The organism is Caldimonas brevitalea (genome assembly GCF_001017435.1).
GTDB classification, from domain to species: Bacteria; Pseudomonadota; Gammaproteobacteria; order Burkholderiales; family Burkholderiaceae_C; genus Caldimonas; species Caldimonas brevitalea.
Map to the genome: position 1 here is coordinate 1,440,311 of NZ_CP011371.1, position 24,886 is coordinate 1,465,196.

The 24,886-nt window shown below is 68.6% G+C and carries 16 protein-coding genes; 8 read left to right on the forward strand and 8 right to left on the reverse strand.

Features of this window, described 5'->3' with window-relative positions:
* Nucleotides 1–106: 106 nt before the first annotated feature.
* From AAW51_RS06325 to AAW51_RS06335, 3 genes are all read left to right on the forward strand, one after another.
* A complete protein-coding gene (locus AAW51_RS06325) occupies nucleotides 107–2,605 on the forward strand; it encodes a ligase-associated DNA damage response DEXH box helicase (protein ID WP_047197486.1) in 2,499 nt (832 codons plus the stop codon).
* Nucleotides 2,602–2,997, forward strand: a complete 396-nt coding sequence (locus tag AAW51_RS06330; protein ID WP_047193929.1) for a YkvA family protein — start codon at nucleotides 2,602–2,604, stop codon at nucleotides 2,995–2,997. The genes AAW51_RS06325 and AAW51_RS06330 overlap by 4 nt, the downstream gene beginning before the upstream one ends.
* A 71-nt stretch (nucleotides 2,998–3,068) precedes the next feature.
* Nucleotides 3,069–3,539, forward strand: coding sequence for a thermonuclease family protein (locus AAW51_RS06335; RefSeq protein WP_047193930.1), 471 nt, complete (start codon nucleotides 3,069–3,071; stop codon nucleotides 3,537–3,539).
* A 49-nt stretch (nucleotides 3,540–3,588) separates the two neighbouring features.
* Here the strand turns inward: AAW51_RS06335 and AAW51_RS06340 are convergent, their stop codons facing one another.
* The 4 genes from AAW51_RS06340 to AAW51_RS06355 form a co-directional block, all read right to left on the reverse strand.
* Nucleotides 3,589–5,736, reverse strand: coding sequence for a TonB-dependent receptor family protein (locus AAW51_RS06340; RefSeq protein WP_047193931.1), 2,148 nt, complete (start codon nucleotides 5,734–5,736; stop codon nucleotides 3,589–3,591).
* Between the two features lie 3 nt (nucleotides 5,737–5,739).
* Complete coding sequence (gene rocF, locus AAW51_RS06345) at nucleotides 5,740–6,654, reverse strand: arginase (protein WP_047193932.1); 915 nt, start codon at nucleotides 6,652–6,654, stop codon at nucleotides 5,740–5,742.
* A 90-nt stretch (nucleotides 6,655–6,744) separates the two neighbouring features.
* Nucleotides 6,745–7,647 (reverse strand): LOG family protein, encoded by a 903-nt coding sequence (locus AAW51_RS06350; protein WP_047193933.1) that lies wholly within the window; start codon nucleotides 7,645–7,647, stop codon nucleotides 6,745–6,747.
* Between the two features lie 119 nt (nucleotides 7,648–7,766).
* Nucleotides 7,767–8,534, reverse strand: a complete 768-nt coding sequence (locus AAW51_RS06355) for a HesA/MoeB/ThiF family protein (protein WP_047193934.1) — start codon at nucleotides 8,532–8,534, stop codon at nucleotides 7,767–7,769.
* A 468-nt stretch (nucleotides 8,535–9,002) separates the two neighbouring features.
* Here AAW51_RS06355 and AAW51_RS06365 point away from each other — a divergent pair.
* Nucleotides 9,003–10,156, forward strand: a protein-coding gene (locus tag AAW51_RS06365; RefSeq protein ID WP_157359637.1) for an IS3 family transposase whose coding sequence is annotated in 2 segments (ribosomal slippage) — nucleotides 9,003–9,261 and nucleotides 9,261–10,156 — 1,155 coding nt in all. Because the reading frame shifts where the segments join, the coding sequence is not laid out codon by codon here.
* Between the two features lie 190 nt (nucleotides 10,157–10,346).
* Here the strand turns inward: AAW51_RS06365 and AAW51_RS06370 are convergent.
* The 3 genes from AAW51_RS06370 to AAW51_RS06380 all read right to left on the reverse strand — a co-directional run bounded on the left by AAW51_RS06370 (nucleotide 10,347) and on the right by AAW51_RS06380 (nucleotide 14,481).
* Nucleotides 10,347–11,519 carry an FIST N-terminal domain-containing protein gene (locus tag AAW51_RS06370; protein WP_053013380.1) on the reverse strand — a complete coding sequence of 391 codons (1,173 nt, stop codon included), beginning with the start codon at nucleotides 11,517–11,519 and terminating at the stop codon, nucleotides 10,347–10,349.
* Nucleotides 11,520–11,799: 280 nt separating this feature from the next.
* Nucleotides 11,800–13,254: a S41 family peptidase gene (locus AAW51_RS06375; RefSeq protein ID WP_047193937.1), complete on the reverse strand. Its 1,455-nt coding sequence runs from the start codon at nucleotides 13,252–13,254 to the stop codon at nucleotides 11,800–11,802.
* A 132-nt stretch (nucleotides 13,255–13,386) separates the two neighbouring features.
* Nucleotides 13,387–14,481: an ABC transporter ATP-binding protein gene (locus AAW51_RS06380; protein ID WP_047193938.1), complete on the reverse strand. Its 1,095-nt coding sequence runs from the start codon at nucleotides 14,479–14,481 to the stop codon at nucleotides 13,387–13,389.
* A 133-nt stretch (nucleotides 14,482–14,614) separates the two neighbouring features.
* Here AAW51_RS06380 and AAW51_RS06385 point away from each other — a divergent pair, with 133 nt between their 5' ends.
* Both AAW51_RS06385 and AAW51_RS27915 read left to right on the forward strand, forming a co-directional pair.
* The gene (locus AAW51_RS06385) at nucleotides 14,615–16,216 is read left to right on the forward strand and encodes an ABC transporter permease (protein WP_047193939.1); all 1,602 of its coding nucleotides are present in this window, start codon (nucleotides 14,615–14,617) and stop codon (nucleotides 16,214–16,216) included.
* A 159-nt stretch (nucleotides 16,217–16,375) separates the two neighbouring features.
* Entirely contained in the window at nucleotides 16,376–19,111 is a 2,736-nt protein-coding gene (locus AAW51_RS27915) for a putative bifunctional diguanylate cyclase/phosphodiesterase (RefSeq protein ID WP_053013381.1), read from the forward strand.
* A gap of 26 nt (nucleotides 19,112–19,137) precedes the next feature.
* On the opposite strand, the gene AAW51_RS06395 is transcribed toward AAW51_RS27915, so the two are convergent.
* Entirely contained in the window at nucleotides 19,138–19,617 is a 480-nt protein-coding gene (locus AAW51_RS06395) for a response regulator (RefSeq protein ID WP_047193940.1), read from the reverse strand.
* 468 nt (nucleotides 19,618–20,085) lie between these two features.
* On the opposite strand from AAW51_RS06395, the gene AAW51_RS06400 reads away from it, so the two are divergent.
* A complete protein-coding gene (locus AAW51_RS06400; RefSeq protein ID WP_053013382.1) occupies nucleotides 20,086–23,532 on the forward strand; it encodes a bifunctional diguanylate cyclase/phosphodiesterase in 3,447 nt (1,148 codons plus the stop codon).
* Between the two features lie 73 nt (nucleotides 23,533–23,605).
* On the forward strand, nucleotides 23,606–24,712 hold the full coding sequence (locus AAW51_RS29745; protein WP_053013383.1) for a glycine-rich domain-containing protein: 1,107 nt from the start codon (nucleotides 23,606–23,608) through the stop codon (nucleotides 24,710–24,712).
* Nucleotides 24,713–24,886: the final 174 nt, after the last annotated feature.

The window sequence follows — 24,886 nt, forward strand, 5'->3', positions numbered from 1 at the left end:
CCGATTCCTCCTGTCGTGACGGCGTCGCGTCGGCGCGCCTGTGGTTGAATCGGCGGAAGATTCAAGATTCGTGCCGGCCGTCGGCTGGCACCACGCTCATTCGCAGATGAACTTGTCGCTGTTTGCCGTCGAGTCTTGGTTCCACGCGCGGGGCTGGCGGCCCTTCGCGTTCCAGCATGAGGTGTGGTCGGCACTGCAGGCCGGGCGCAGCGGCATGCTGCACGCCACCACCGGAGCCGGCAAGACCTACGCGGTCTGGATGGGTGCCTTGCTGCGTGCCGCCGGTTCGCCGCAGCCCGCACGCGGGGCGCCGCCGCTGCAGGTGCTCTGGATCACGCCGATGCGTGCGCTGGCGGCCGACACGGTGCGGGCGCTGCAACAGCCGCTCGAGGCGCTGGCACCCACCTGGACCGTCGGCCTGCGCACCGGCGACACACCGGGTGCCGAGCGCGCGCGCCAGGACCGGCGCTGGCCGACGGCCCTCGTCACCACACCCGAATCGCTCAGCCTCATGCTCACGCGCGAACAGGGGCGCGAGGAACTGGCCGGCGTGCACACGGTGGTGGTCGACGAGTGGCACGAGCTGATCGGCAACAAGCGGGGTGTGCAGGTGCAGCTGGCACTGGCGCGGATGCGCCGCTGGAACCCCGGCCTGGCGACCTGGGGCCTGAGTGCGACCCTCGGCAACCTGCAAGGTGCGATGCAGGTGCTGCATGGCGCGCAGGACGGGCTGCTGGTGCAGGGCCGGATCGACAAGTCGCTGCAGATCGACACGCTGATCCCGGCCGACCCCGGCCGCTTCTCGTGGGCCGGTCATCTAGGCGCCCAGATGCAGCAGCCGGTGATCGAAGAGATCGAACGATCGTCGACGTCGCTGGTCTTCACCAACACCCGCTCGCAGGCCGAGATCTGGTACCAGCTGCTGCTCGAGGCGCGGCCCGATTGGGCGGGGCTCGTGGCCTTGCACCACGGTTCGCTGGACAAGGACGTGCGCGAATGGGTCGAACTGGGCCTGAAGGAAGGCCGCTTGAAGGCCGTGATCGCGACCTCGTCGCTCGACCTCGGAGTCGACTTCGCACCGGTCGAGCGGGTGCTGCAGATCGGCTCGCCGAAAGGCGTCGCGCGGCTGCTGCAGCGCGCCGGGCGCAGCGGGCACTCGCCGGGCCGCCCCAGCCGGGTGACGCTAGTGCCGACCCACACGCTCGAGCTGGTCGAGGCCGCCGCCGCGCGACGCGCCGCGCAGGCCGGCCGCATCGAGAAGCGCCAGTCGCCCGACAAGCCGCTGGATGTCCTGGTGCAGCACCTGGTGACGGTGGCGCTGGGGGGTGGTTTCCGCTCGGAGGAACTCTACGACGAGGTGCGCAGCACGTATGCCTACGCGACCTTGACGCCGGAAGAGTGGCAATGGGCACTCAATTTCGTCGAACGCGGCGGCGACAGCCTGCAGGCTTACCCGGAGTACCACCGTGTGGCGCAGGTGGACGGCGTCTACCGTGTGCCCGACCGTGGTATCGGCCGGCGCCACAAGCTCCAGATCGGCACCATCGTGGCGGACGCGACGATGCAGGTGAAGTACCTGAGCGGCGGGCGTATCGGCGCGATCGAAGAGGGTTTCATCGCGCGCCTGAAGAAGGGCGATTGTTTTCTGTTCGGCGGTCGCTTGCTCGAGTTCGTGCGCGTGCAGGACCTGGTCGCCTACGTCAAGCGCGCCGAGCGCAAGAGCGGCGCGGTGCCACGCTGGAACGGCAGCAAGATGCCCTTGTCGACCGAGATGGGCGACATGGTGCTGGAGCTGCTGCAAGCGGCCGACGAAGGCCGCTACGACGAGCCCGAGCTGCAGGCGGCCGAGCCGATGCTGCAAACACAACGGCAACTGTCGCGTTTGCCGACGCCCTCGACGATGCTCGTCGAGCGGTATCGCTCGCGCGAGGGGCACCATCTGTATCTCTACCCATTCGCCGGGCGGCATGTGCACATCGGGCTGGCCAGTCTGCTGGCCTGGCGACTCGCGCGTGATCGGCCCAACACCTTCAGCCTGTCGGTCAACGACTACGGGCTGGAGTTGTTGAGCGCGCTGCCGATCGACCACACGCCGGTGCTCGACCAGTCGGTGTTCAGTGCCGAGCGCTTGTTCGAGGACGTGCTCGACAGCCTCAACTCGTCGGAGCTGGCACAGCGCCGGTTTCGCGAGATCGCGCGTGTCGCCGGGCTGGTGTTCACCGGCTACCCCGGGGCGCCGAAGAGCATGAAGCAGTTGCAGGCGTCGAGCTCGCTGTTCTTCGAGGTGTTTCGCAAGTACGATGCCGCCAATCTGTTGCTGACCCAGGCCGACAAGGAAGTGCTGAGCCAGGAGTTGGACATCGGCCGCTTGCGCGCCACGATGGCGGGCCTCGCGGCCAAGCGGGTTGTCGATGTCGAGCTGCAGCATCCGAGCCCGCTGTCGCTGCCGCTGATGGTGGAGCGCTTCCGCGAGCAACTGAGCACCGAGAAACTGGCCGACCGCCTGGACCGTATCCTGAAAGACGCGCAGAAGGCCGCCGATCGAGCCGACCCGGCCGACCGGCAGCCGCCGGCCCGCGCCACCACGACACGCCGACGAGCATGAGCAAACTGATGAAGCTGGTGAGGGCCGCCGACCGGGCCCGGCTGGCCACCTACCTGATCGCGCTGTGGAAGCTGTTCAAGCATCCGCAGACCCCCCTCGTCGCCAAGCTGGTGGCGGTGGCGGTGCTGGCCTATGCGGTCAGCCCGATCGATTTGATCCCCGATTTCATTCCGGTGCTGGGTCAGCTCGACGACCTGGTGCTGATCCCGCTCGGCGTGGCGCTGGCCGTGCGCCTGACCCCCAAGCCGCTGTGGGAGGCGAGGCTGCAGGAAGCCGAGCGCTCGCGCGACAAGCTGCCGCGCATCTTGTGGGGCGCCGTGCTGATCGTGCTGTTGTGGCTGGCGCTGTTCGTGCTGTTCGTTTGGTGGGCCGTCGGCTCCGCAGGCTCGTGAGCGGCGGGTGGTGGCGGTGGGGCAGGGCCGCGGGCGCCTGGTGTTGCGCTGCGCTGGTCGTTGTCGTCGTGATGCCCGCTGTGGCGGCCCGCAAGTCGACCACGCTGGAGGCCACCGTGACGCGCGTGAGCGACGGCGACACGGTGTGGGCACGGCCCGACGGTGCCAGCCCCGGGGCCAAGCCGCTCAAGCTGCGGCTGGACGGCATCGATGCGCCCGAAAGCTGTCAGCCCTGGGGGGCCGAAGCCACGCAGGCGCTGCGCGAGCGGGTGCTGGGCCGGCGGGTGCGGTTGGAACTGCGCGGACGCGACAAATACCGGCGCAGCGTCGCGGGCGTGTGGCTGGGTGCACAGGACCTCAACGCCTGGATGGTGCGCGAGGGCCATGCGTGGAGCTATCGCTACCGGCACGGCGCCGGCCCCTACCGGCCGCTCGAGGCCGAAGCGCGGGCGCGCCGTTCGGGTTTGTTCGGCGCGGCCGACCCGATGCCGCCTCAGGTGTTCCGGCAGTGGCACGGGCCCTGCCGGGCAGGCGGCCGGTGAGCGCCGCCTCTGTCCCCGGCCGGTGTGCAAGGCCCACGCCTTGCGGCGCTCACAACGACCATTCGAGGCCGGCCCACCAGGTGCGGCCCGGCGCTGGCTCGAAGAATCGGCCGTTGCTTTCGTTGACGATGACGCTGCCGGCGTAACGCCGGTCGGCGAGGTTGTCGATGCGCGCGAACAGCCGGACGCCCTTGTCGGCCGCCCCGGCCAACGCGTAGGACGCACGCAGCGCCCACACGCCATAACCGGCGGCGAAGTCGCTGTTGACGTCGTTGACCGGCATGCGCCCTTGGCCGCGCCATTCGAGCGCCACCTCGCGGCCCGGGCCGGCGCCGTGCCATGCCAGGTCGACGAAGGCGCTGCGCGGTGTGGTGCCGGCGATGCGCTTGCCGGCTTGAGCGGGAACGCCGGGGACGAAGTCGTCGCGGTAGGTGGCGTCGAGCCAGGTCAGCGCGGCCTGGGTGCGCCAGGCTGCCGACCAGCGCCACTGCAGGCCCAGTTCGGCACCTTGGCGCCGCGTGCGGCCGACATTGCCGAACACCGAGCGGCCGCCGGTGTTGCTGCGCACTGCGATTTCGTCGTCGGTGGTGGCGCGGAACAGCGCGACGTCGACCGCCAGCTGCGGCGTCGGGCCGCGCCACTTGACGCCGAGTTCGAACTGCCGGCTGCGTTGGGCCTGCAATGAGGTGTTGAAGCCGGCGGCCCCGTCGGGCCGGTAGGCCAGCTCGTTCAAGGTGGGCGACTCGAAGCCGCGCCCGGCGCTGGCGTAGAGGTTGAGGGTGGGGGTGGCGCGCCATTGCAGGCCGGCCACCGGGTTGGTGTAGCGAAAGCGGCGTTCGCCGCTGTCGTCGCCGTTGACCAGGTAGTGGTCGGACGACGACATCCGCACCTGGCCGTGCCGGGCGCCGAGCGTGGCGACCAGGGTCTCGGCCAGCGTCAGCTCGGCCTGGGCGTAGACGTCGTTGCTGGTGGCCGTGTTGCCTTCGTCGCGGCGCAAGGCGCCGGTGACGCCGAGCCGCTGGTCTGGGCCGCTGCCGGTGAAGTTTTCGTAGCCGCGACGGGTGTCTTGCTGCCGCTCGTGTGCTGCCCCGGCGATCAGCTGGACCGCCTGCCAGCGCCACACGCCGCGGGCATCGAAGCCGTGGTAGTCGCGCGAAAGGTCAATCACACCGCCAGGGGGGCAGAGTGGCGCGCATGCCGCGTCGGGCGGCTCGGTTGACTGCTGCGCGCTGACCGGGATGGCCTGCCACTGGGTCACCTCGCGGTGCCCCAGATAGGCGCTCAGCGTCGTCTCTTTCAGGGCGCTAGCGTCGAACCGACGTCGCCAGCTGAGGCCCAGTTGCTGCTGCTCGGCAGTCTTGCGCGTGTCGAAGGCCTCGGCCTGCGGTGTGGTCTGGTCCGGGTTTTGGTCGAACTGCGCCCGGGTCAGGCCCAGCGGGTCGTCGGCGGGCTGGTCGAGCAGGTTGGCGTGCAGTGTGACGCTGTCACGCTCGCCTTGCCACCCGAGCCGCAGGTTGCCCAGCATGCGGCGCGCCTCGCTGTGCGGGCGTGGGCCGTCGGTGGTGTAGCCCGCCACCCCCGCGCGCACATTCCAGCCGCCGTCCAGCGGCGTTTCGAAGCCGGCCCGCAGCTGACCGCTGCCGTCACTGCCCGCATCGACGGCGACCACACCTCGCCGCTCGCGGGGCGGCGCGGTGACCAGTGCGATGACGCCCCCCGAGCTGTTGCCATAGAGCGCCGAGAACGGGCCGCGCAGCACCTCGATGCGCTGGGCGCCGGCGAGGTCGAAATGGCTGACCTGGCCCGAGCCGTCGGGCATGGTGGCCGGGATGCCGTCGGTGTACAGCCGCACACCGCGCACGCCGAACGTCGAGCGCGCGCCGAAGCCGCGCGAGCTGATCTGCAGGTCCTGCGCGAAGTTCTGGCGGTTCTGCACCAGCAGACCCGGCACACGCGTCAGGGCCTCCGAGAGGTGAACCATCGGGCCCGCGGTGCGCAAGGTGGCGGCGTCGATCACGGTGATCGCGTAGGGCGTGTCGAAGACGCGAGCCTCGACGCGCGAGCCGGTCACGACCACCGGTTCCAATGCGTGGGCCGATGATGACGGCGTTGCCGCGGTCTGGGCGGCACAGGCGAGCGGCAACAAGCAGGCGGCAGCAGCAGCAACAGCCGTGCTGACGGGCAGCGGGCGGCGCATCGGTCAGCGCCGCATCAGCGTGGACTTGCCGAACAGGCTGGCGATCAGGTCGACCGCCACTTCCGCCGTCTGGTTGCGCACGTCGAGTGCGGGGTTCAGCTCCATCACGTCGAGCGACGCCATGCGGCCGCAGTCGGCGATCATCTCCATGCACAGCTGCGCTTCGCGGTAGGTCGGGCCGCCCCGTACCGTGGTGCCCACACCCGGGGCCACGTCGGGGTCGAGGAAGTCGACATCGAAGCTGACGTGCAGGTGGGTGTTGCTGTCGATCATCGCCAGCGCCAGCTCCATCGTGTGGCGCATGCCCATCTCGTCGATGTAGCGCATGTCGAAGACTTCCAGCCCCATTTCGTGGACAAAACGCTTTTCGCCTTCGTCGACGCTGCGGATGCCGATCTGGCGCACCGCCTGCGGTGAGATCCAGGGCCCGGTGCCGCCGATGTTGACGAGCGCGTCGGGCCCATGGCCGCACAGGCACGCGACCGGCATGCCATGGATGTTGCCGCTGGGCGTCAGCAGGCTGGTGTTGAAGTCGGCGTGGGCGTCGAGCCACAGCACCCGCAGCTTCTTGCCCTGCTCCCGGCAGTGGCGCGCCACCGCGCTGATCGAGCCGATGCCCAGGCAATGGTCGCCGCCCAGCAGGATGGGCAGCCGGCCGAGGCCCAGTTCGGCGTACACCGCGTCGTGGACGGCGGTGTTCCAGGCCACCACCTCGCTCAGGTGCCGGTAGCCGTTGCTGGCCGGCTGCCAGGGGTTGGGCGGGCCGACCAGGTTGCCGCGGTCTTGCACCACACAGTCGAGTGCCTCGAGGGTCGGGTGCAAACCGGCCACACGCAGGGCTTCTGGCCCCATGGAGACACCGCGGGCGCCGGCACCGACATCGGTGGGCGCGCCGATCAGGCTGACAGGGATAGGCATAGGGTCTCGCTCAACAGGTAGGGGGTCTGCTGCCAAGGTTGTCGATGTTTTATTCGTCCGTCCGTCCGTCGATCTCTCGAGGGGCCTGCGTCAGACGTCTTCCGGCAGCGTGCCGGAGCCTGTCGACGCTTCCAGTTCATAGGCGGCGCAGACAGCCTGCCACGCTTCGTCGGCGGTCTCGACATAGCGGAACAGGTTGACGTCTTCAGGCGAAATCATGCCAGCGTCGATGAGCACCTCGAAATTGATCAAGCGCGTCCAGAACTCACGGCCGAACAGCAGCACCGGCCGTTTGCGGCACTTGCCGGTCTGGATCAGGGTCAGCACCTCGAACAGCTCGTCCATCGTGCCGAAGCCGCCGGGGAAGCACACCAGCGCGATCGAGCGCATCAGGAAGTGCATCTTGCGCAGGCCGAAGTAGTGGAACAGGAAGCACAGCTCCGGCGTGACGTAGGGGTTGGGCTCTTGTTCGTGCGGCAGCACGATGTTGAGGCCGATGCTCTTGCCGCCCGCTTCGAAGGCGCCGCGGTTGCCGGCCTCCATGATGCCCGGGCCGCCGCCGGTGACGACGTACAGCGGCGGGTTCATGTGTTTGGAGGCCTCGGTCGCCAGGTGGGCGAAGCGGCGCGCTTCCTCGTAGTAGTGCGACATGCGCAGCCGGTGTTCGGCATGCCGGATCAGCACCGGGTCACCGCCCTGGCGCGCCTGTTCCAACAACTCGGCCGCCACGTCGCGCGGCGGGATGCGCGCGCTGCCGAAGATCACCACGGTGGTCTCGACATTGTGTTCGCGCTGGATCAGCTCGGGTTTGAGCAGCTCGAGCTGCATGCGCACCGGGCGCAGTTCGTCGCGCAGCAGGAACTCGGCGTCGCTGAACGCCAGCCGGTAGGCGCTCTCGGGGCCACCGTAGCGCGGCAGCTCGGTGGCGGCGGCCGCGTCTTCCTGGGCAGACGGGAAATTGCGTGCGGTCAGGTTCTGACGCTTGTCATCCATGCAATACACCACTGATGTTCATGAGGTACGAGCTTAGCCCACCACGGCCCCCGCTCACCTCGGGGCCACCCTACCGCTGCAAATGGTTACCGCGGCGGCCTCTGGCGGGTGGGGCGGTGTCACGCGAGGGGGGGCCGGTGGGGGCGGCAGACGGGGCAGGCCGGTTGGCGGCTCACGACGATCTCGTTCCAGCTCATGGTGAGGGCGTCGAGCATCTGCAGGCGGCCGCACAAGGAGGACACGTCGAGGCCGGCGACCAGCTTGAGTGCTTCGGCTGCCTGCACGGCGCCGACGATGCCCACCAGCGGCGCAAACACGCCCATCGTGGCGCACCGCACCTCGTCGAACTGCTGGTCGGGCGGGAACACGCAGGCGTAGCAGGGCGAGCGGCTGTTGCGCACGTCGTAGACGCTGACCTGGCCGTCGAAGCGGATGGCGGCGCCGCTGACGAGCGGTTTGCGGTGGCGCACGCAGGCGAGGTTGACGCTGTGGCGGGTGGCGAAGTTGTCGCAGCAGTCGAGCACCACGTCGGCTTCTCGCACCAGTTCGTCGAGCAGGGTGGGGTCGGCGTGGCGCTCGATGGGGCGCACGCGCACGTCGGGGTTGATGGCGGCGATGCTGCGGGCGGCCGACTCGGCTTTGGCGGTGTGCAGGCGCGACATGTCGTGGATGATCTGGCGCTGCAGGTTGGTGAGGTCGACGGTGTCGTTGTCGACCACGGTGAGGGTGCCGATGCCGGCGGTGCCGAGGTAGAGGGCGGCGGGTGAGCCCAGACCGCCGGCGCCGATGATCAACGCATGGCCGGCGAGGATGCGCTCCTGGCCTTCGACGCCGAGTTCGTTGAGGAGGAGGTGGCGGCTGTAGCGGAGGAGCTGGTCGTCGTTCATGGGGGGGAGGATAACCAAGAGTGGGGTGGGGTTGGGGTGCTCTTGGTTTCGCTGCTCGGTGGCTGGTTGGCTGGTTGGCTGGTTGGCGGTGCGTGGTATCGCCCCTGCGGGGCGAGCGCCCTTCGGGCGGTGCCGGGAGGTGCGCCCGGCGGCGCACCTACTTTCTTTGCGTCGCCAAAGAAAGTAGGCAAAGAAAGGCGACCCGGGTGCGGCGCCCCTTCGCTGCGCGAAGGGGTGCTCTGCGGTGCTCGCGACGGGAAGGCGGCTGCGGAACTCGCCCTTTTTGAAGAGCGCCTACGCGCTCTTCAAACGGAGCTCAAACAGTCCTCGCCGACCCCGCGCGTACCGCGCGGGGCAACCTTCCCGTCGCTGCGCTCCTCGCCGCCGCACACGGGAGGGGGAGGTGTCGTGGTCCAATCTTGATGGACACCTTGATAGGGGATTCACCCCGAAGAGGACCAAACAGAGATGAGCAAGACGACCCGGCGAACCTTCGACGCGGCATTCAAGCTGCAAGTCGTGAAGATGATTCGAGAACAAGGGCTGAGTGTCGGGCAGGTGTGCCGCGACATGAGCCTGGTGGACAGCGCCGTGCGGCGTTGGGTGGCGCAGTATGACGAGGAACAGGCAGGAGGCAGCGGCATCGGCCGGCCGCTGACGCCGGAGCAACAGCGCATACGGCAGTTGGAGGCTGAGCTGCGGCAGGCGAAGTCGGACAACGAACTGCTAAAAAAAGTCTCGGCCTTCTTCGCCCGCGAACTGAAGTGATTCATCAGATCGTGCAGCAGGAGGGGAAGGCCTGCATCAGCCAGCTGTGCCGGCTGCTGGGAATCAGCCGCTCGGGCTTCTACGCGGCGCGCCGCCGCGCAGCCCAAGACGCCGCGGTGTGCCCGGTGGGCGCGTGCGCCAAGGCCGCATTTGAGGCCAGCGGACGCAGCTACGGCAGCCGTCGGCTGAGCGCCGCGCTGAAGGCTCAGGGATGGGCCGTGGGGCGCCAGCGCGCTCGCACGCTAATGCGGCACCACCGACTGCGCCCCCGCTGGCGGCGCAAGTTCGTCCCCACCACCGACAGCCGGCACGAGCTGCCGGTTGCAGCCAATGTGCTTGCCCGGCGGTTCAGGCCTGAGGCGCCGGACAGGGCTTGGGCGGGTGACATTACCTACATTCGAACGCGCAGCGGCTGGCTGTATTTAGCCGCGGTGATGGACCTGTTCTCCCGCAAGATCGTAGGCTGGGCCATGGCCGCGGACATGTCTGCTCAGCTGGTCTGTGCGGCCCTGCGTATGGCCATCGCAAGCCGCCAACCTGCGCCGGGCTTGCTCGTGCACACCGACAGAGGCAGCCAATACGCCAGCCAGGTCCATACAGAGTTGCTGGCCCGCCACGGGCTGCTGGGCAGCATGAGCCGCAAAGGCAACTGTTGGGACAACGCCGTCATCGAGCGCTTTTTCCTCAACTTGAAGATGGAGCGCGTCTGGCTACGCGACTACGCGAACCACGCCGAGGCAATGGCTGACATCGCCGACTACATCGTCGGCTTTTACAACTGCGTGCGCTTGCACTCCACGCTCGGCTACCGCTCCCCGGTCGTTCACGAGCAATTGATGGCGGCCACCCTATAAACCACGTTTTTACCTATCGGCGTGTCCGAAAAAACTGGACCACGACAGAAGCACCGGCATCTCTTTGAAGGCGCCTTCGCGCTCTTCAAACGGGGAGCTCAGGCAGTCCCCGCCGCCGACTGGCGCAACGCGCGGGGGAGAGGACGAGCGATGCTCTGCACCGCTCGGCGCCTCTCTTTGAGACTGGAGGCTAAAGCACTGCTTTCCGACCGATCGCCACCCCGGTCAGCGCCTGGTTGATGTGCATCGAGTTGTACTGCTCCCCATAGGTGCTGAACCCCACAGCGCCGTGCGCGGCGAGCAGCTCGCCGGCTTGCCCTGTGACACCCTGGTCCTCCATCGCGTGATAGCGGCACATGCAGTCGCAAGCGATCAGCAGCTCGGGCGTGCCGACACGCTGCCGGAGGGCGTCGAGGCGCTGCGACAAGGCCTGGATGGGGTCGGTGGGCTGCGCGGTGGCCAGCACCACCCCGGCGTCGATCGCGCAGCCGAAGGTCAGGCTCAGGTCGTCCTCGATCCAGACGATGGTGCGCGGATAGAACTCGCCGCCGCGCATCACGCCGATGGGATGGCGCGCGAAGACGGTGATGTCCAGCTGCTCGACCGCGATGCCGACCTGCCGGGCGTATTCGAGTGCCGCCCGCTCGCCGTTGATTTCGAGGACCTTGCGTTCCTCCGGTCGGGCCTCGGTGATCACCATGCGGGTGGGGGTCGGCAGAAAGCTGTCGGTCTTGAAGACCACGAAGGGATGGGCCGTCGACACCAGCACGAACACCGCGCGGTCACGGTGGAAACCGCCACCGTGCAGGACATACGGGTTCTTTCCCACTTCCAGGCCGTCGCCAGCAGACCCCCCGAACAGCTCGATGTCGCCCAGCGCGGTGTGTAGCGAGTGGGCGACGCGTTCCTCACGCTGGCAGTTACCGTCGATCAGGAGCATGCCGAAGGTGTTGTCGCGCGACGGCATCACACCTTGCGCGCTCAGTTCGCCCAGCATGCCGTCCACGATGGCCTGTCCATCGGTCGACCGGTAGCCCTGCAAGTGGTCGATGACGTGCACCGAGACGCTGAATTCGCGCGAGGAGAGGCTGAAACCGGTCAGGGTGCCGGTGCTGTAGCCGAGCGGCCCGATCTCCGCGGCGGTGGTGCAACCGATCAACGGCGTGGCGCCGAAACGCTCGCGCAAGGCCCGCGCCAGTCGCTCTCGGTCGTAGCCGGGCGAGCAGAACACCACCGCCAGGGCCAGCCCCGGCTGCCAGATCTGCTCGAACAGCTCGGCGGCGGCGCGCTCGGGATCGCGTTGGGCGCTCATGCCGCGCAGGATGGACCGCGGCGTACGGGACGCTTCAACCAGCGGCATCATTGCCTTCCAGGGACAGGTAAGCCGCGGGCAGGGCGGCATCGCCGCTCCCGGCCGGGCGAAAACGGCAATTCGATGGTCGTCCGCATGGACAGAGGCGCTCCAAGTCACAGGCGGGCGGCCGGCCCGCAAGGTCGCTCCGACGTCGCGGGGCACGGCTGCCCAATCGGCGGATATCGGCCGTTGCTGGAAAAACTTGAAGCGCGGAACCACCGGCCACCAAAAGCAAACGCCCGCACAAGGCGGGCGTTTGTCATTTCAGCGAACCGGTGAAGATCGCCGATCAGTTTTCCTTGGACTCTTCGGGCTTGCGCTCGGTCTGCGTCTTCGACACCAGCACCGTCTTGCCCTTCAACCGATTCAGGGCCTGCTGCAGTTGGAAGTCTTCTTCGCTGCCGAACTCGGGCAGCGGCTTCGCCGGCGGCTTGCTGGCCGCCTTCGCGGCTTCTTCCTCGAGGCGCTTCATCGCCTCCTCGCGGGCCTTTTCGCGCGCCGGGTCTTTCTCTTCCTTCTCTTTCTCCGAACCGCCGCCCAAATGCTTCTGTAGATCGGCCTCGCGCATGCGCAACGCCGAATACAGGTTGCCCTCGGCCGTTTCGTCGAGCATCACGTCGGGCACGATGCCCTTGGCCTGGATCGAGCGGCCGCTCGGCGTGTAGTAGCGCGCCGTCGTCAGCTTCAGCGCCGTGTCGGGCGTCAGCTGGCGCACGGTCTGCACCGAGCCCTTGCCGAAGGTCTGCGAGCCCATGATCACCGCCCGCTTGTGGTCCTGCAGCGCGCCGGCGACGATTTCGCTGGCCGACGCCGAGCCTTCGTTGACCAGCACCACCAGCGGCACGTTCTTGACCGCGTCGGGCAGACGCTTGAGCGGGTCACCGCCGCCGCGCCGCACATAGTAGTCAGGGCTGGCCTTGAACACCGCCTTCGACTCCGCGATCTGGCCGTTGGTGGACACCACCGGCACGTCGCGTGGCAAGAACGCCGCGGCGATCGCCACCGCGCCCTCGAGCAAGCCGCCCGGGTCGTTGCGCAGGTCGAGCACAATGCCCTTCAGCGCCGGGTCCTGCTTGTACAGCTCTTCGAGCTTGCGCACGAAGTCGTCGACGGTGCGGTCCTGGAACTGGCTCACGCGCAGCCAGGCGTAGCCCGGCTCGATCACCTTGGCGCGCACGCTCTGCACGCGAATTTCTTCACGGGTGATCGTGACGGGGAAGGTGCGGCTCTCCGCCTTGCGGAAGATCGTCAGCAACACCTTGGTGTTGGGCTCGCCGCGCATGCGCTTGACAGCCTGGTCGATGCTCAGGCCCTTGACTGCCGTGTCGTCGATCTTGGTGATCAGGTCACCGCTCTTCAAGCCGGCGCGGAACGCAGGCGACCCCTCGATCGGCGTCACCACCTTGACCAGGCCGTCTTCCATGCCGATCTCGATGCCGACCCCGACGAAACGCCCGGTCGTGCCTTCGCGGAATTCCTTGAAGGTCTTCTTGTCGAAGTACTGAGAATGCGGGTCGAGGCCCGCCACCATGCCGCTGATGGCGTCGGTGATGAGCTTTTTCTCGTCGACCGCCTCCACATAGTCGGACTTCACCATCCCGAAGACGGCCGCCAACTGCTGCACCTCTTCCAATGGCAAGGGCGTGAGCCCGTTGCGGGCAGTCGCCTGCAGTTGCATCGTGGCGAGGGCGCCCGCCACCGCTCCAAGCGAGATCCAGCCGGCAATTTTCAGTTTGGCACTCATGTGCGCGCGGTCCTCATCGACAAGAAGAAGGAAGAGAAGTGGGCCTCAGTATAGGACCCGGCCCCTAGCTCTGAGCTCCCAATTGGCCGGAAAGTTGCAGCCAGATCGATGCTGTTTCACGCGGCGAGGGCCTCAGGCCGCGGCTTCGCGGGGAAATGTCACGACATGATCCACCTCGGGGCGGATGCCGATCCATTCGCCCAGCGAATGATCGTGGTGCGACGGCACGTGAGCGAGTACCTGCTCACCGCTGGCAAGGCGCAAGGTGTAGAGGAATTCTGAACCACGGAAGGCCTTGCGTTCGATTCGGGCTTTCACGGGGCTGGCGTCGTCGTGCACGATGTCGTCCGCCCGCAGCAGCACCTCACACTCGCCGCCCGGGTAGGCGTTGGGCAGCGGGCACTCGGCGATGTCGGCCAGGTCGCCGAGCGGCGTGCGCACCACCGGCCCGTCGGCGGCCGAGACGATCTGCGCCGGCGTGAACACGCCGTGGCCGATGAAATCGGCCACGAAGCGGGTCGCGGGGCGGTGGTAGAGGTGATACGCGTCGTCCCATTGCTCCAGGCGGCCGTGTTGCATGACGCCGATCACGTCGCCGACCGCGAACGCTTCCATCTGGTCGTGCGTGACGAGCAGGGCGGTCGTCGAGGCCTGCTTCAGGATCGCGCGCACCTCCTGCGCCAGGCGCTCGCGCAGGTCCACGTCGAGGTTGGAAAACGGCTCGTCGAGCAGCAGCAAGCGCGGCTGCGGGGCCAGCGCCCGCGCCAGCGCAATGCGCTGCTGCTGCCCGCCCGACAACTGGTGCGGGTAACGCTCGGCAACGCTGCCCAAACCCACCAGGTCGAGCATTTCGGTGACGCGGCGCTGCCGGTCCTGCCGGCCGAGGTGGGCGATGCCGAAGGCCACGTTGTCGGCCACGCTCAGGTGCGGAAACAGCGCGTAGTCCTGGAACACCATGCCGATCTGGCGCCGCTCCGGCGGCAGGTGAACACGCTCGCCCTGCGGCGAGACGGCGCTCAAGGCCTGCCCGCCGATCGCCACCCGGCCCGACTCGATGCGCTCCAGCCCGGCAATGGCGCGCAGCAGCGACGTCTTGCCGCAGCCCGAAGGACCGATCAGCACGCCGATTTCACCCGGCTGCAAAGTCAAAGACACCGATTCCACCGCGGCGCGCGCCGTGGCACTGCCGGGATAGCGGATGACGACGTGCTCGATCTCGAGAAACATGGGCCCAAAAAGCAGTTGAGGGAACCGCTCTATGATATCGGCCGCGAGAACAAATGATTACGTTTCTCATTCGCACTCTTTGCCGGTATGCCGCAGCGCAGGGCCGGTGGCTACTTTCGGCGGCCCCTGTTTCATGCGCGTTATCACCGTTCTGACCCTGTTGCTTGCCCTGCCGGTGTTCGGCGTGATCGGCTCCTGGGCGGTGCCCAGCACCGACAGCCATGCCGTGCTGTGGCACCAGTTGCAGACCGTGCTGCCGAGCTACGCCGGCACCTCCTTTCTGCTGAGCCTGGGGGTGGCGGTCGGCGTGGCGGCGGTGGGCGGCGTGACGGCGGCGGCGGTCAGTTTGTTCGAGTTTCCCGGGCGCCGGGTGTTCGAGTGGGCCTTGCTGCTGCCGCTGGCGATGCCGGCCTATGTGATGGCGTATGCCTACACCGATTTCCTGCAGTACAGCGGCCCGCTGCAAACCGGGCTGCGCGCGTTGACCGGCTGGGAGGGTCGGCTGCTGCCCGACGTGCGCAGCCTCGGCGGCGCGGTGCCGATGTTCATCTTCTGCCTCTATCCCTATGCGTATTTGCTGACCCGCACCGCGCTCGCCGAGCGTGGCGTGCATTTGATGGAAGCCGCCCGCCTGCTCGGCGCCGGCACGGTGCGCCGGGTGCGGCAGGTGGCGCTGCCGCTGGCCCGCCCCGCGCTGGCCGCAGGGGTCGCGCTGGCGCTGATGGAAACGCTGGCCGACTACGGCGTCGGCGCCTATTTCGGGCTCAACACCTTCACCACCGGCATCTACAAGGCCTGGCTGTCGATGGACGACCGGGTCGCTGCCGCCCAGTTGGCCACGGTGTTGCTCGCCGTCATCGCGGCCTTGCTCTGGATGGAGCGCCGTGCCCAGCAGCGACTGCGCTTCACCAGCGCTCGGCCAGGCGGGCGCAACGGCCATGAGGCGCGGCCGGTGCCGCTGGTCGGTGCGCAGGCGGCCGTCGCGTGGTGTGTTTGTGCGCTGCCGGTGCTGCTCGGCTTCGTGCTGCCGGTGCTGGTGTTGCTGAACCTGTTGTGGGGTGAAGTGCAACATGCCGAGTTCGGCCTGCCGTGGGCGCGTTTTGCCGCGTGGAGCTGGATCAGCTTCAAGCTGGCGGGACTGGCGGCACTGCTGGCGGCGGCGCTGGCACTGGCGCTGGCCTTTGCGCTCCGGGTCGGGCCGCGCCCGGGGCTGCGGCTCGCCGCGCGCGTGGCCTCGCTGGGTTACGCGGTTCCCGGCGCGGTGATCTCGGTGGGCATCTTGCTGCCGGCCGGCTGGCTGCAGGCGTGGTGGCCGGCCAGCGGCGCGTCGGCCCTCGTCACCGGCACCGTGTTCGGTCTGATGTATGCCTATCTGGTGCGCTTTTCGGCGGTCGCCTTGCAGTCGGTCGAGGCCGGCTATGCGCGCATCCCGCCGACGCTGGACGAGTCGGCCCGCATGCTTGGCACACCACGCTGGAAGCTGCTGCGTTCGGTGCACCTGCCGCTGCTGCACCGCTCGGCGCTCGCCGCCGCGCTGCTGGTCTTCGTCGACGTGATGAAGGAGCTGCCGGCCACTTATCTGTTGCGGCCCTTCAACAGCGACACGCTCGCGGTGGTGGCCTATCAGCTGGCCAAGGACGAGCGTTTGGGCGAGGCGGCCTTGCCGTCGCTGGCCATCGTGTTGGTCGGGCTGTTGCCGGTGCTGCTGCTGTCGCGCGCGATGCGCGAGCGGTGAGACAGCGCTGCCCGGGCCGCCGCCCCGCGCTCCCGTGGTGTCCGGCCGGCCTGTCGGGCCGCCTGTGCCCCGCGGCAGACACCGGCGCACAGCCGATTCTTCGGTCTCATTGGACTAGCATGGCGGGATGATCTTTCGACCGCCGCCGACACCCCCGACGTGAACACCACCGCCCTCCCTGCTGCCGCCGTGGAGGCGACGCGCCGGCCCCGGCGCTATCGCCGTCTGGCCGACCTCGTGCTGCTCGGCGGCGCGTTGGCGAGCGTCGGCGCGTGGCAGGCGGCCGCGGTCGTGGTGCGCGAGCGCGAGAACGCGAACTTCGAACTGGTGGCGGCCACCCAGGCCCGCCAGGTGGCGACCTTGTCCGACCACGAACGGCTGCTGCACTCGGTGCTGGCGCAACTGCCGCTGCGCCGCTACCACCTGCGGGTCACCGATCTGGGCCGTCACGTCGCGTCCCAGGCGGGCGGCGCCCGGGTGCTGTTCGACTCGGCCGAGATGGCCACAACGCCCGGGTCGTTCCAGCCCACCGGGCCGGTGGACACGGCGGACCGCCGTGTCCACCTGACGCAGGGCGGCGGACGGTGGTGGCAGGTCGAGCTGCAGCGCGCGCCGGTGCGCGCGCTGACGCAGCCGGGGCCGCTGGCGGTGCTGCTCGCAGCCCTGGCGGGCAGCGTCGCGCTGTGGGCCACCTTGCGCGCCTTCGCGAACCAGCGGCAGCGCGCCGAAGCGTTGGCCGCGCGGCTGAGCCGGCAGGCGCGCGAGAGCGAGGCGCGCCTGCGCAACGTGATCGACAGCACGGTGGACGGCATCGTCACGGTCGACAGTGGCGGCAGGATCGCCGGCATCAACGCGGCGGCGGTGCGCATGTTCGGCTACACCGAGGCAGAGTTGGTCGGCCGCGAGGTCACCGTGCTGATGCCGCCGGCCGAGATGCAGCGCCACGGCGAGCTGCTGCGCGCCTACCTCGCCGGCGAAGCGGTGCTGGCACACGCCAGCACGCTGGAACTGGTGGGGCTGCGCCGCGACGGCAGCCTGTTCCCGATCGACCTGGCGATCAACGAAGTGCAGCTCGACGGCGAGCGACACCTGGTGGGCATGTTGCGCGACGTCAGCGAGCGGCGTGCCGCCGAACTGGCCTTCGAAGAGTCCCAGCGGCAGCTGCGGCGCGCCGATGCGCTGCGTCGCAGCATCTATGACAGCGCGCCGTTCGCGATCGTCGCGACCGACCTGCGCGGGGTCGTGCAGGCCCTCAACCCGGCGGCGGAAAACCTGCTGGGCTACAGCGCCGACGAACTGGTCGGGCGCGCCACGCCGGAGATCTTCCACGAGCGCCATGAACTGGCGCTGCGGGCGGCCCAGCTCAGCGCCGAACTGGGCGAAACGGTGGGCGCAGGGGTCGACGCCCTGGTCGCTCGCGCCCGGCGCGGCCGCCCCGATGAACGCGAATGGACCTGTGTGCGCAAGGACGGCCAGCGGGTGCCGGTGGTGATGGTGGTCAGCTCGATGACCAGCGACCGGGGCGAGCCGGTGGGCTACATGACCATCGCCTACGACATCACCGAACGCAAGCGCGCCGAGGAGCACATCCACCACATGGCCCACCACGACGCGTTGACCGGGCTTCCGAACCGGGCGCTGCTGCAGGAGCGCTTGGGCGCGGCCCTGGTTCGGGCCAAACGCGAGGCGGACTGCATGGCGCTGATGTTCATCGACCTCGACCGCTTCAAGAACATCAACGATTCCCTCGGCCACCATGTCGGCGACGGCATCCTCAAGATCGTCGCCGAGCGGCTGCGCGCGGCGGTGCGGGCGTCGGACACGGTTGCGCGCATGGGCGGCGACGAGTTCGTGGTGCTGCTGCCCAAGGTCGCGCACATGGACGATTGCGAGCTGGTGGCGCGCAAGATCATCTCGACCTTGGGCGAGCCGATGCAGGTGGGTGTGCACGAGCTGCGGGTGACACCCAGCATCGGCGTGGCAGCCTACCCCGAAGCCGGCGACGACCCGGTGACGCTGATGCGCGCGGCCGACGCGGCGATGTACCACGCGAAGGCCGAGGGTCGTAACACCGTCTGCATGTACGACGAGAGCATGACGCGCGATTCGGCCGAGCGGCTGCGCATGGAAAACGACCTGCACGAGGCCTTGGCGCGCGGCGAACTGCGGGTGTACTACCAGCCGCAGTTCGACTGTGCCAACGGCCAGCTGGTGGGCGCCGAGGCCCTGCTGCGCTGGGACCGGCCGGTGCAAGGCATGGTGGCGCCGGCCGACTTCATCTCGATGGCCGAGGACAACGGCCTGATCGTCCCGATCGGCGGCTGGGTGTTGCTCGAGGCCTGCCGGCAAGCGCGGCAATGGGAGCGCCTCTGCGGGCGGCCGCTGCGGGTGGCGGTGAATTTGTCGCCGCGCCAGATCGAGGCCGACCACCTGGCCGACGACGTGGCCGAGGCCTTGCGGCTCAGCGGGCTGGCACCGCAGTCGCTGGAGCTCGAAATCACCGAGAGCGCGATCGTGCGCGACCCGCTGTCGACCGCCGCCGTGCTCGAACGCCTGCGCGCGCTGGGCATCAGCATCGCCATCGACGATTTCGGGGTCGGCTACTCGAGCATGTCCTACCTGCGCCAGCTGCCGGTCGACAAGTTCAAGATCGACCGCGCGTTTCTCGACGCCGTGCCGGCCTCACCGAACGATTCCCGGCTGGCGGCAGCGCTGATCGCGATGGCGCACACGCTGCAGGTCGGCCTGGTGGCTGAAGGCGTGGAAAACGAGGAGCAGCTGAGCTTCTTGCGCGCCCACGGCTGCCACGAGGCGCAGGGCTACTTCCTCGGCAGGCCGATGACCGCCGACGCTTTTCTGGCCCTGATCGAAGCGCCTGGCGTGGTGGCCCACTGAGCGAGGCCGGCCCGTGTGAACAGGCCCTAGAGGGTTGCGAGACCGGCCGGTACGGTGGTCTCCTGGGGCGGATCGAGGCGCAGCGCCGCCAGCTCGACGCGGCAGCGCACGCGAGGCAGCGCCGACGCGAGCCAGGGCGACAGGTCGCTCCAGACCACGGCCGCATCGACCGTGGCGGGGACGGGTGCGTGCAACACCGGGTGCTCGGGCTTGCCCACCACCAGCAAGACGGCGTGAACGGGCAACGCGGCGCACAGGTCGGACGCCACCGGCAGCAGCGCCGAAGCAGCCGCGTACAGGTCGACCACGACCAGGTCGATGGGCTGCCGCTCGACCTCGGTCAGCGCCTCGGCGGGCGAGGTGCAGCCCACCCAGTGCAGCCGGGGTTCGAAGCGCCGGCATGCGGTGGCGATGTAGGCCAGCGCCGCGCGGTTGTCGCTGAGGGCCAGCACCGAAGGCGCCCAACCCGCGCCGGGGCCGGCAGTGTAGGAAAGGGGCTTGTGCAAACGCTGAACCGAGGCATCGCCAGTCGAAATTGACCGTCCCTACTTTACGCGTGGACATTCCCGAAGTCTGTGAGAGATTCTTCACTTGTTCACGACATCTCGCGGCTCCCCCGATTCCGGGGGCCGCGCTGACAGGCCACCGACGCGCGGGTCTGCAGAGGGGGCGCCGGCAGGGAAGCGGCGGGAACGGCGCCGACTTGACGGCGTTGGACACGCGAACCGGGCGAGAACGTGAACCAGTGCACGAATGGAAGGGGCTGCCGCCCGCACACTTCCGGTTCCTACTTGACCCATGTCGTCTGCCTCACACAGGCATTGGAGAAAACCCTACAGACCGGAAACGCCGTCGTTCCTACATTGACGGGACCGGCAGGGGGTGGCTCCTGCATGCACCGCCCGGGCTCCTGCCGGGCAGCGACACAAGGCTTCGCACGTGCTGTCGGGTCTCAGCCTTCAGGTAGTCGTCGCGTGTACACCCCCGAGCAACAGATCGAGAACGAGGCCGAGCGAGCGCCCGATGCGGCGCCGCCCGCGCGCGCGCGGTTCACGTTGCGGCGGCGTGCGAGCGCCGGCGAAGGGGCCGCGGCCGGCGGACTGCGCGCTTGGTGGGTACCCTGCGTGGTGCTCCTCGCCGGGGTGGCCTTGTCGGCCGGTCTGAGCCGCTGGGCGGCCCAGGAGAACGAACGCAGCGCGCGACTGCGCTTCGACAACGCGGCAACCAACGCCAGCTCGGTGGTCGAGAAGCGATTCGGCGCCTACGTCGAGGTGCTGCAAGGCCTGCGGGCCCTGTTCCATACCGGCGAGGTGCAGCGCGACGGCTTCCGTCGTTATGCCGAAGCCCTCGACCTGGCCCACAAATACCCCGGCTTCCAGGTGCTGAGCTACGCGCCCTACGTGCGGCCGGAAGACAAGCTCGCGTTCGAAAGCGCCGTGCGGCAAGACCCGGCGCTCGCGCCCGCCCTGCAGCAGCGCTTCGCCATCACACCGCCGGGCGAACGAGCGGCGGGTTACCACCCGTTGACCTTGGTGGAGCCACTGCACGGCAACGAAAAAGTGCTCGGCAAGGACATGGCCGCGGTGCCGGGCGTGCGCGAGGCGCTCGAGCGCATGCGCGACTCCGGGCACCTCGGTTCCTCGGGGCGCACCATCCAGAACACCGGGCCCGGGGCCCACATCGGCCTGGCGCTGCGCCTGCCGGTCTACCGCGTGGGCATGCCCATCGACAGTCTCGAGCAGCGCCGCGCGGCTTTCATCGGATCGGTCGGCGCCGGCGTGCGCGTGACGGCCATGCTGTCCGGCCTCGACCTCGAAGGCGCCGCCCTGCGGCTGCGCCTCTATGACGGCGGCCCCCAGAACCCGGGCTCGCTGCAATCGCCCGCGCAGGCGCTGCGCGACGACAAGCTGCTGTTCGACACCGAGCACCCCGACCGCCTGCCGGCCGCGGCAGAGGCCGGCAAGCAGCAGGCTGCCGCCGGCGATGCCAAGGCGCAACAACTGCTGCGCCACGTGCAGGCGTTCTCCCTCGGCGGCCGCTGGTGGCTGGTGGAGGCTTCGGCCACCCCGAGCGACGTGGCTGACCCGCTGCAGCGTGCGCTGCCCGCCATCATCCTGGCCGGTGGCGTGACCATCAGCGCCTTGCTGGCCGGCGTGCTGCTGTCGTTGACAGGCTCCCAGCGACGTGCGGTGGCGCTGGCCCGCCAGATGACGCAAAGCCTGCGCACCAGCGAGCGGCGGCTGGCCGAAGCCCAGGGCCTGGCCAAGGTCGGCAGCTGGGTGCTGGACTTGGAGACCGGCGAGATCGAATGTTCACGCGAGGCACGCCGCATCTACGGCTTCACCGCCGGCGCGCCGAAGCCGCGGCTGACGCAATTGCTGGCGCTGGTGCCGTCCGACGACCGTGAGGCGGTGCGCGAGGCGGTCGACCGCGCGAGCGAGTACGCCACCCCCAGCGAGGTCGAGCACCAGCTGCAGTTGGCCGACGGCACCCGCCGCTGGGTGCACGCCAACTTCGAGCGCTGCCACGAGAACGGCCGCAGGACCCTGCGGGGCACGGTGCGTGACGAGACCTCGCGCAAGCGCGCCGCGCTGCGTCTGCAGCTCTCGCACGACATCGCACGGCACCTGGCCGCCGACGGCGAGATCGAGTCGGCCGTGTCGCACCTGCTGGGCGGAACCGCCGCCTTGCTGGGTTGGGACGTGGCCGTTTGCTGGACGATGTCGAACGACGGCCAGGTGCGGGCGTTGCAAAGCTGGACCAGCGCTGCCGACCTGTCGTTGGACCGCTTCGCCGGCGAGCTGACGAACTGGAGCGGTGCGCCGCTGGGCACCGGGCTGGCCCCCGCGTGGACCTCGGGCGAATCGTCCTGGCGCACCGTGCTGGCGTCGCCGGCGACGCACGAACGCGAGCGCCTTGCGCGCGATGCGGGCATGCGCACGGCGCTGGTGGTCCCGGTCAACGCCCGACGCACGATTGCCGCGCTCGAATTCTTCAGCCGCTCCGCGGTGCCGGTCGACCGCGACGTACTGGGCTTCGCCGAGTCGGTGGCCAGCCAGCTCGCGCAGTATTTGCAACGCAAGGAAGCCGAGCAGGCGCTGCGTCACCTGGCCGCGCATGATCCGCTCACCGGGCTGGCCAACCGTCCGCTGCTGCACGAACGTCTCGCGCAGGCGATCAAGCGGGCCGCGCGCCACCGCACCCGCTTGGCGGTGCTGTTCCTCGACCTCGACCGCTTCAAATACATCAACGACAGCCTTGGCCACACTGCCGGTGACGCCGTGCTCCGCACCTGCGCACGCCGGCTGACCGAATCGGTGCGCGACACCGACACGGTGGCCCGCTTCGGTGGTGACGAGTTCGTGCTGGTGCTGGAGGACCTGAACCAGGCCTCCGATGCCGTGGGCCCGGTCACCAAGCTGCTGGCCCGCTGCGCCGAGCCCTTTGTCGTCAACGACCGCGAGCTGCCGGCGACGGCCAGCATCGGCATCAGCGTGTATCCCGAGGACGGCCACGACGTCGAGACGCTGCTGATGAACGCCGACACGGCGATGTACCGTGCCAAAGACCGGGGCCGCAGCACCTATCACTTCTATTCGTCGCAGATGAATGCCCACGGGCAGGCCCAGTTGGAGCTGCAGAGCAGCTTGCGCCGGGCGCTCGAGCGCGGCGAAATCTCGCTGGTCTATCAGCCCAAGCTCGATCTGCGCAAGCGCAGCGTCACCGGTGTGGAGGCGCTGATGCGCTGGCAGCACCCGACGCTGGGCCCCGTGTCGCCCGCGCAGTTCATCCCGCTCGCCGAAGAAACCGGGCTGATCGAGAGCCTCGGCCGCTGGGCACTGCAGACCGCTTGCCGCGACGCCGTGATGTGGCGCGATGCCGGCATGCCGGTGCAAGTCAGCGTCAACCTGTCGCCGCGCCAGCTCAACCTGCCACACCTGGCCACCGAGGTGTCGCAGATCCTGGCCGACTCCGGCCTGGAGCCCGGCCTGCTCGAATTGGAGATCACCGAAAGCGGTGTGATGCAGAATCCGGCGCGCGCCGCCAGCCTGCTGCAAGAAGTGCGGGCCCTGGGTGTCTCGCTGGCCATCGACGACTTCGGCACCGGCTATTCGTCACTGTCCTATCTGCAACGCTTCCCGCTCAGCACGCTGAAGATTGACAGGTCTTTCATCAAAGACCTGCCAGGAGATGCGGATGCAGCGTCACTGACTTCGGGTATCGTCGGCCTCGCACAGCGACTGCGCATGAAGGTGGTGGCGGAGGGGGTCGAGACGGTGGAGCAGTTGGGCTTCTTGCGCGCCCAGGGATGTGACCTGATCCAAGGGTATTACCTAAGTAAACCGATTCCCGCAGAAGAAATGAGCGGGTTCCTGGCCCGTGATCTGCGTAACCTGGTGGGACCGACCGTAGCAGCCTGACCGCTGCGGCGTATCCCGTCCTTTCATCAATAGGTGCCTTGCGGTGCCCATATCCAAGCTTTCCGGAGAAACAATGGAACTTCAAAACGCTGGCTTTCCGATCGAGCACGTCCTCGCGGGTATCGACGCGTTGGACCTGGAACGAATCAAGTTCAAGGTGACTTGCAAAGAGGACGGCTATGGCTGGACGCGTGAGCACGCCGACCGTATCGAAGTCGGCTACAAACGCTTTCTGAAGCTGCTGGCGAAGTATCCCGACCGCGCCATTGCGCCCACGCGAGACATCGACGATTTCTGGCACGCCCACATCCTCGACACCCGCAAGTACGCTGACGACTGCATGCGCGTGTTCGGTGAGTTCGTGCACCACTATCCCTACCTCGGCCTGCATGGCGAGGAAGACCGCCAGGCGCACGAAGACGCCGCCGCGTCGATGAACGCGCTGTACGCCAGCGAGTTCGGCGAAGACCTGCCGCTGGACGCTTCGGCGTACTGCATGCGCGAGCCGGAACAGGCCGACGCTGCCTATTGCATGCGCGAGCCGAAGAAGGCCGACGCTGCCTACTGCATGCGCGAGCCGAAGAAGGCCGATGCCGCCTACTGCATGCGCGAGCCGAAGAAGGCTGACGCCGCCTACTGCATGCGCGAGCCGAAGAAGGCTGACGCCGCCTACTGCATGCGCGAGCCGAAGAAGGCCGATGCCGCCTACTGCATGCGCGAGCCGAAGAAGGCCGATGCCGCCTACTGCATGCGCGAGCCGAAGAAGGCCGACGCTGCCTACTGCATGCGCGAGCCGAAGAAGGCTGACGCCGCCTACTGCATGCGCGAGCCGAAGAAGGCCGATGCCGCCTACTGCATGCGCGAGCCGAAGAAGGCTGATGCCGCCTACTGCATGCGCGAGCCGAAGAAGGCTGATGCCGCCTACTGCATGCGCGAGCCGAAGAAGGCCGATGCCGCCTACTGCATGCGCGAGCCGAAGAAGGCCGATGCCGCCTACTGCATGCGCGAGCCGAAGAAGGCTGATGCCGCCTACTGCATGCGCGAGCCGAAGAAGGCCGACGCCGCCTACTGCATGCGCGAGCCGAAGAAGGCCGACGCCGCCTACTGCATGCGCGAGCCGAAGAAGGCTGATGCTGCCTACTGCATGCGCGAGCCGAAGAAGGCCGTGGCGCACGCTTGACGATCGCCGCGGACTCCGCGTGACAAAAGGCCGGCACCCGCCGGCCTTTTTGTCATCTGGGGCCCCCAACCCAATCTCTCCCCACCGCCGGCGCCCTCGAAACTGCCGCCCGCGCACCCGCTTCGCAAAACATCACCCCGCTTCGCTTTCGGCCCCTTGCGCCGTCCCCCGCCT

Coding starts and splice junctions, on each gene's coding strand:
- AAW51_RS06325 (WP_047197486.1), top strand. CDS start 107: ATGAACTTGTCGCTGTTTGCCGTCGAGTCTTGGTTCCACGCGCGGGGC.
- AAW51_RS06330 (WP_047193929.1), top strand. CDS start 2,602: ATGAGCAAACTGATGAAGCTGGTGAGGGCCGCCGACCGGGCCCGGCTG.
- AAW51_RS06335 (WP_047193930.1), top strand. CDS start 3,069: ATGCCCGCTGTGGCGGCCCGCAAGTCGACCACGCTGGAGGCCACCGTG.
- AAW51_RS06340 (WP_047193931.1), bottom strand. CDS start 5,736: ATGCGCCGCCCGCTGCCCGTCAGCACGGCTGTTGCTGCTGCTGCCGCC.
- rocF (WP_047193932.1), bottom strand. CDS start 6,654: ATGCCTATCCCTGTCAGCCTGATCGGCGCGCCCACCGATGTCGGTGCC.
- AAW51_RS06350 (WP_047193933.1), bottom strand. CDS start 7,647: ATGGATGACAAGCGTCAGAACCTGACCGCACGCAATTTCCCGTCTGCC.
- AAW51_RS06355 (WP_047193934.1), bottom strand. CDS start 8,534: ATGAACGACGACCAGCTCCTCCGCTACAGCCGCCACCTCCTCCTCAAC.
- AAW51_RS06370 (WP_053013380.1), bottom strand. CDS start 11,519: ATGATGCCGCTGGTTGAAGCGTCCCGTACGCCGCGGTCCATCCTGCGC.
- AAW51_RS06375 (WP_047193937.1), bottom strand. CDS start 13,254: ATGAGTGCCAAACTGAAAATTGCCGGCTGGATCTCGCTTGGAGCGGTG.
- AAW51_RS06380 (WP_047193938.1), bottom strand. CDS start 14,481: ATGTTTCTCGAGATCGAGCACGTCGTCATCCGCTATCCCGGCAGTGCC.
- AAW51_RS06385 (WP_047193939.1), top strand. CDS start 14,615: ATGCGCGTTATCACCGTTCTGACCCTGTTGCTTGCCCTGCCGGTGTTC.
- AAW51_RS29745 (WP_053013383.1), top strand. CDS start 23,606: ATGGAACTTCAAAACGCTGGCTTTCCGATCGAGCACGTCCTCGCGGGT.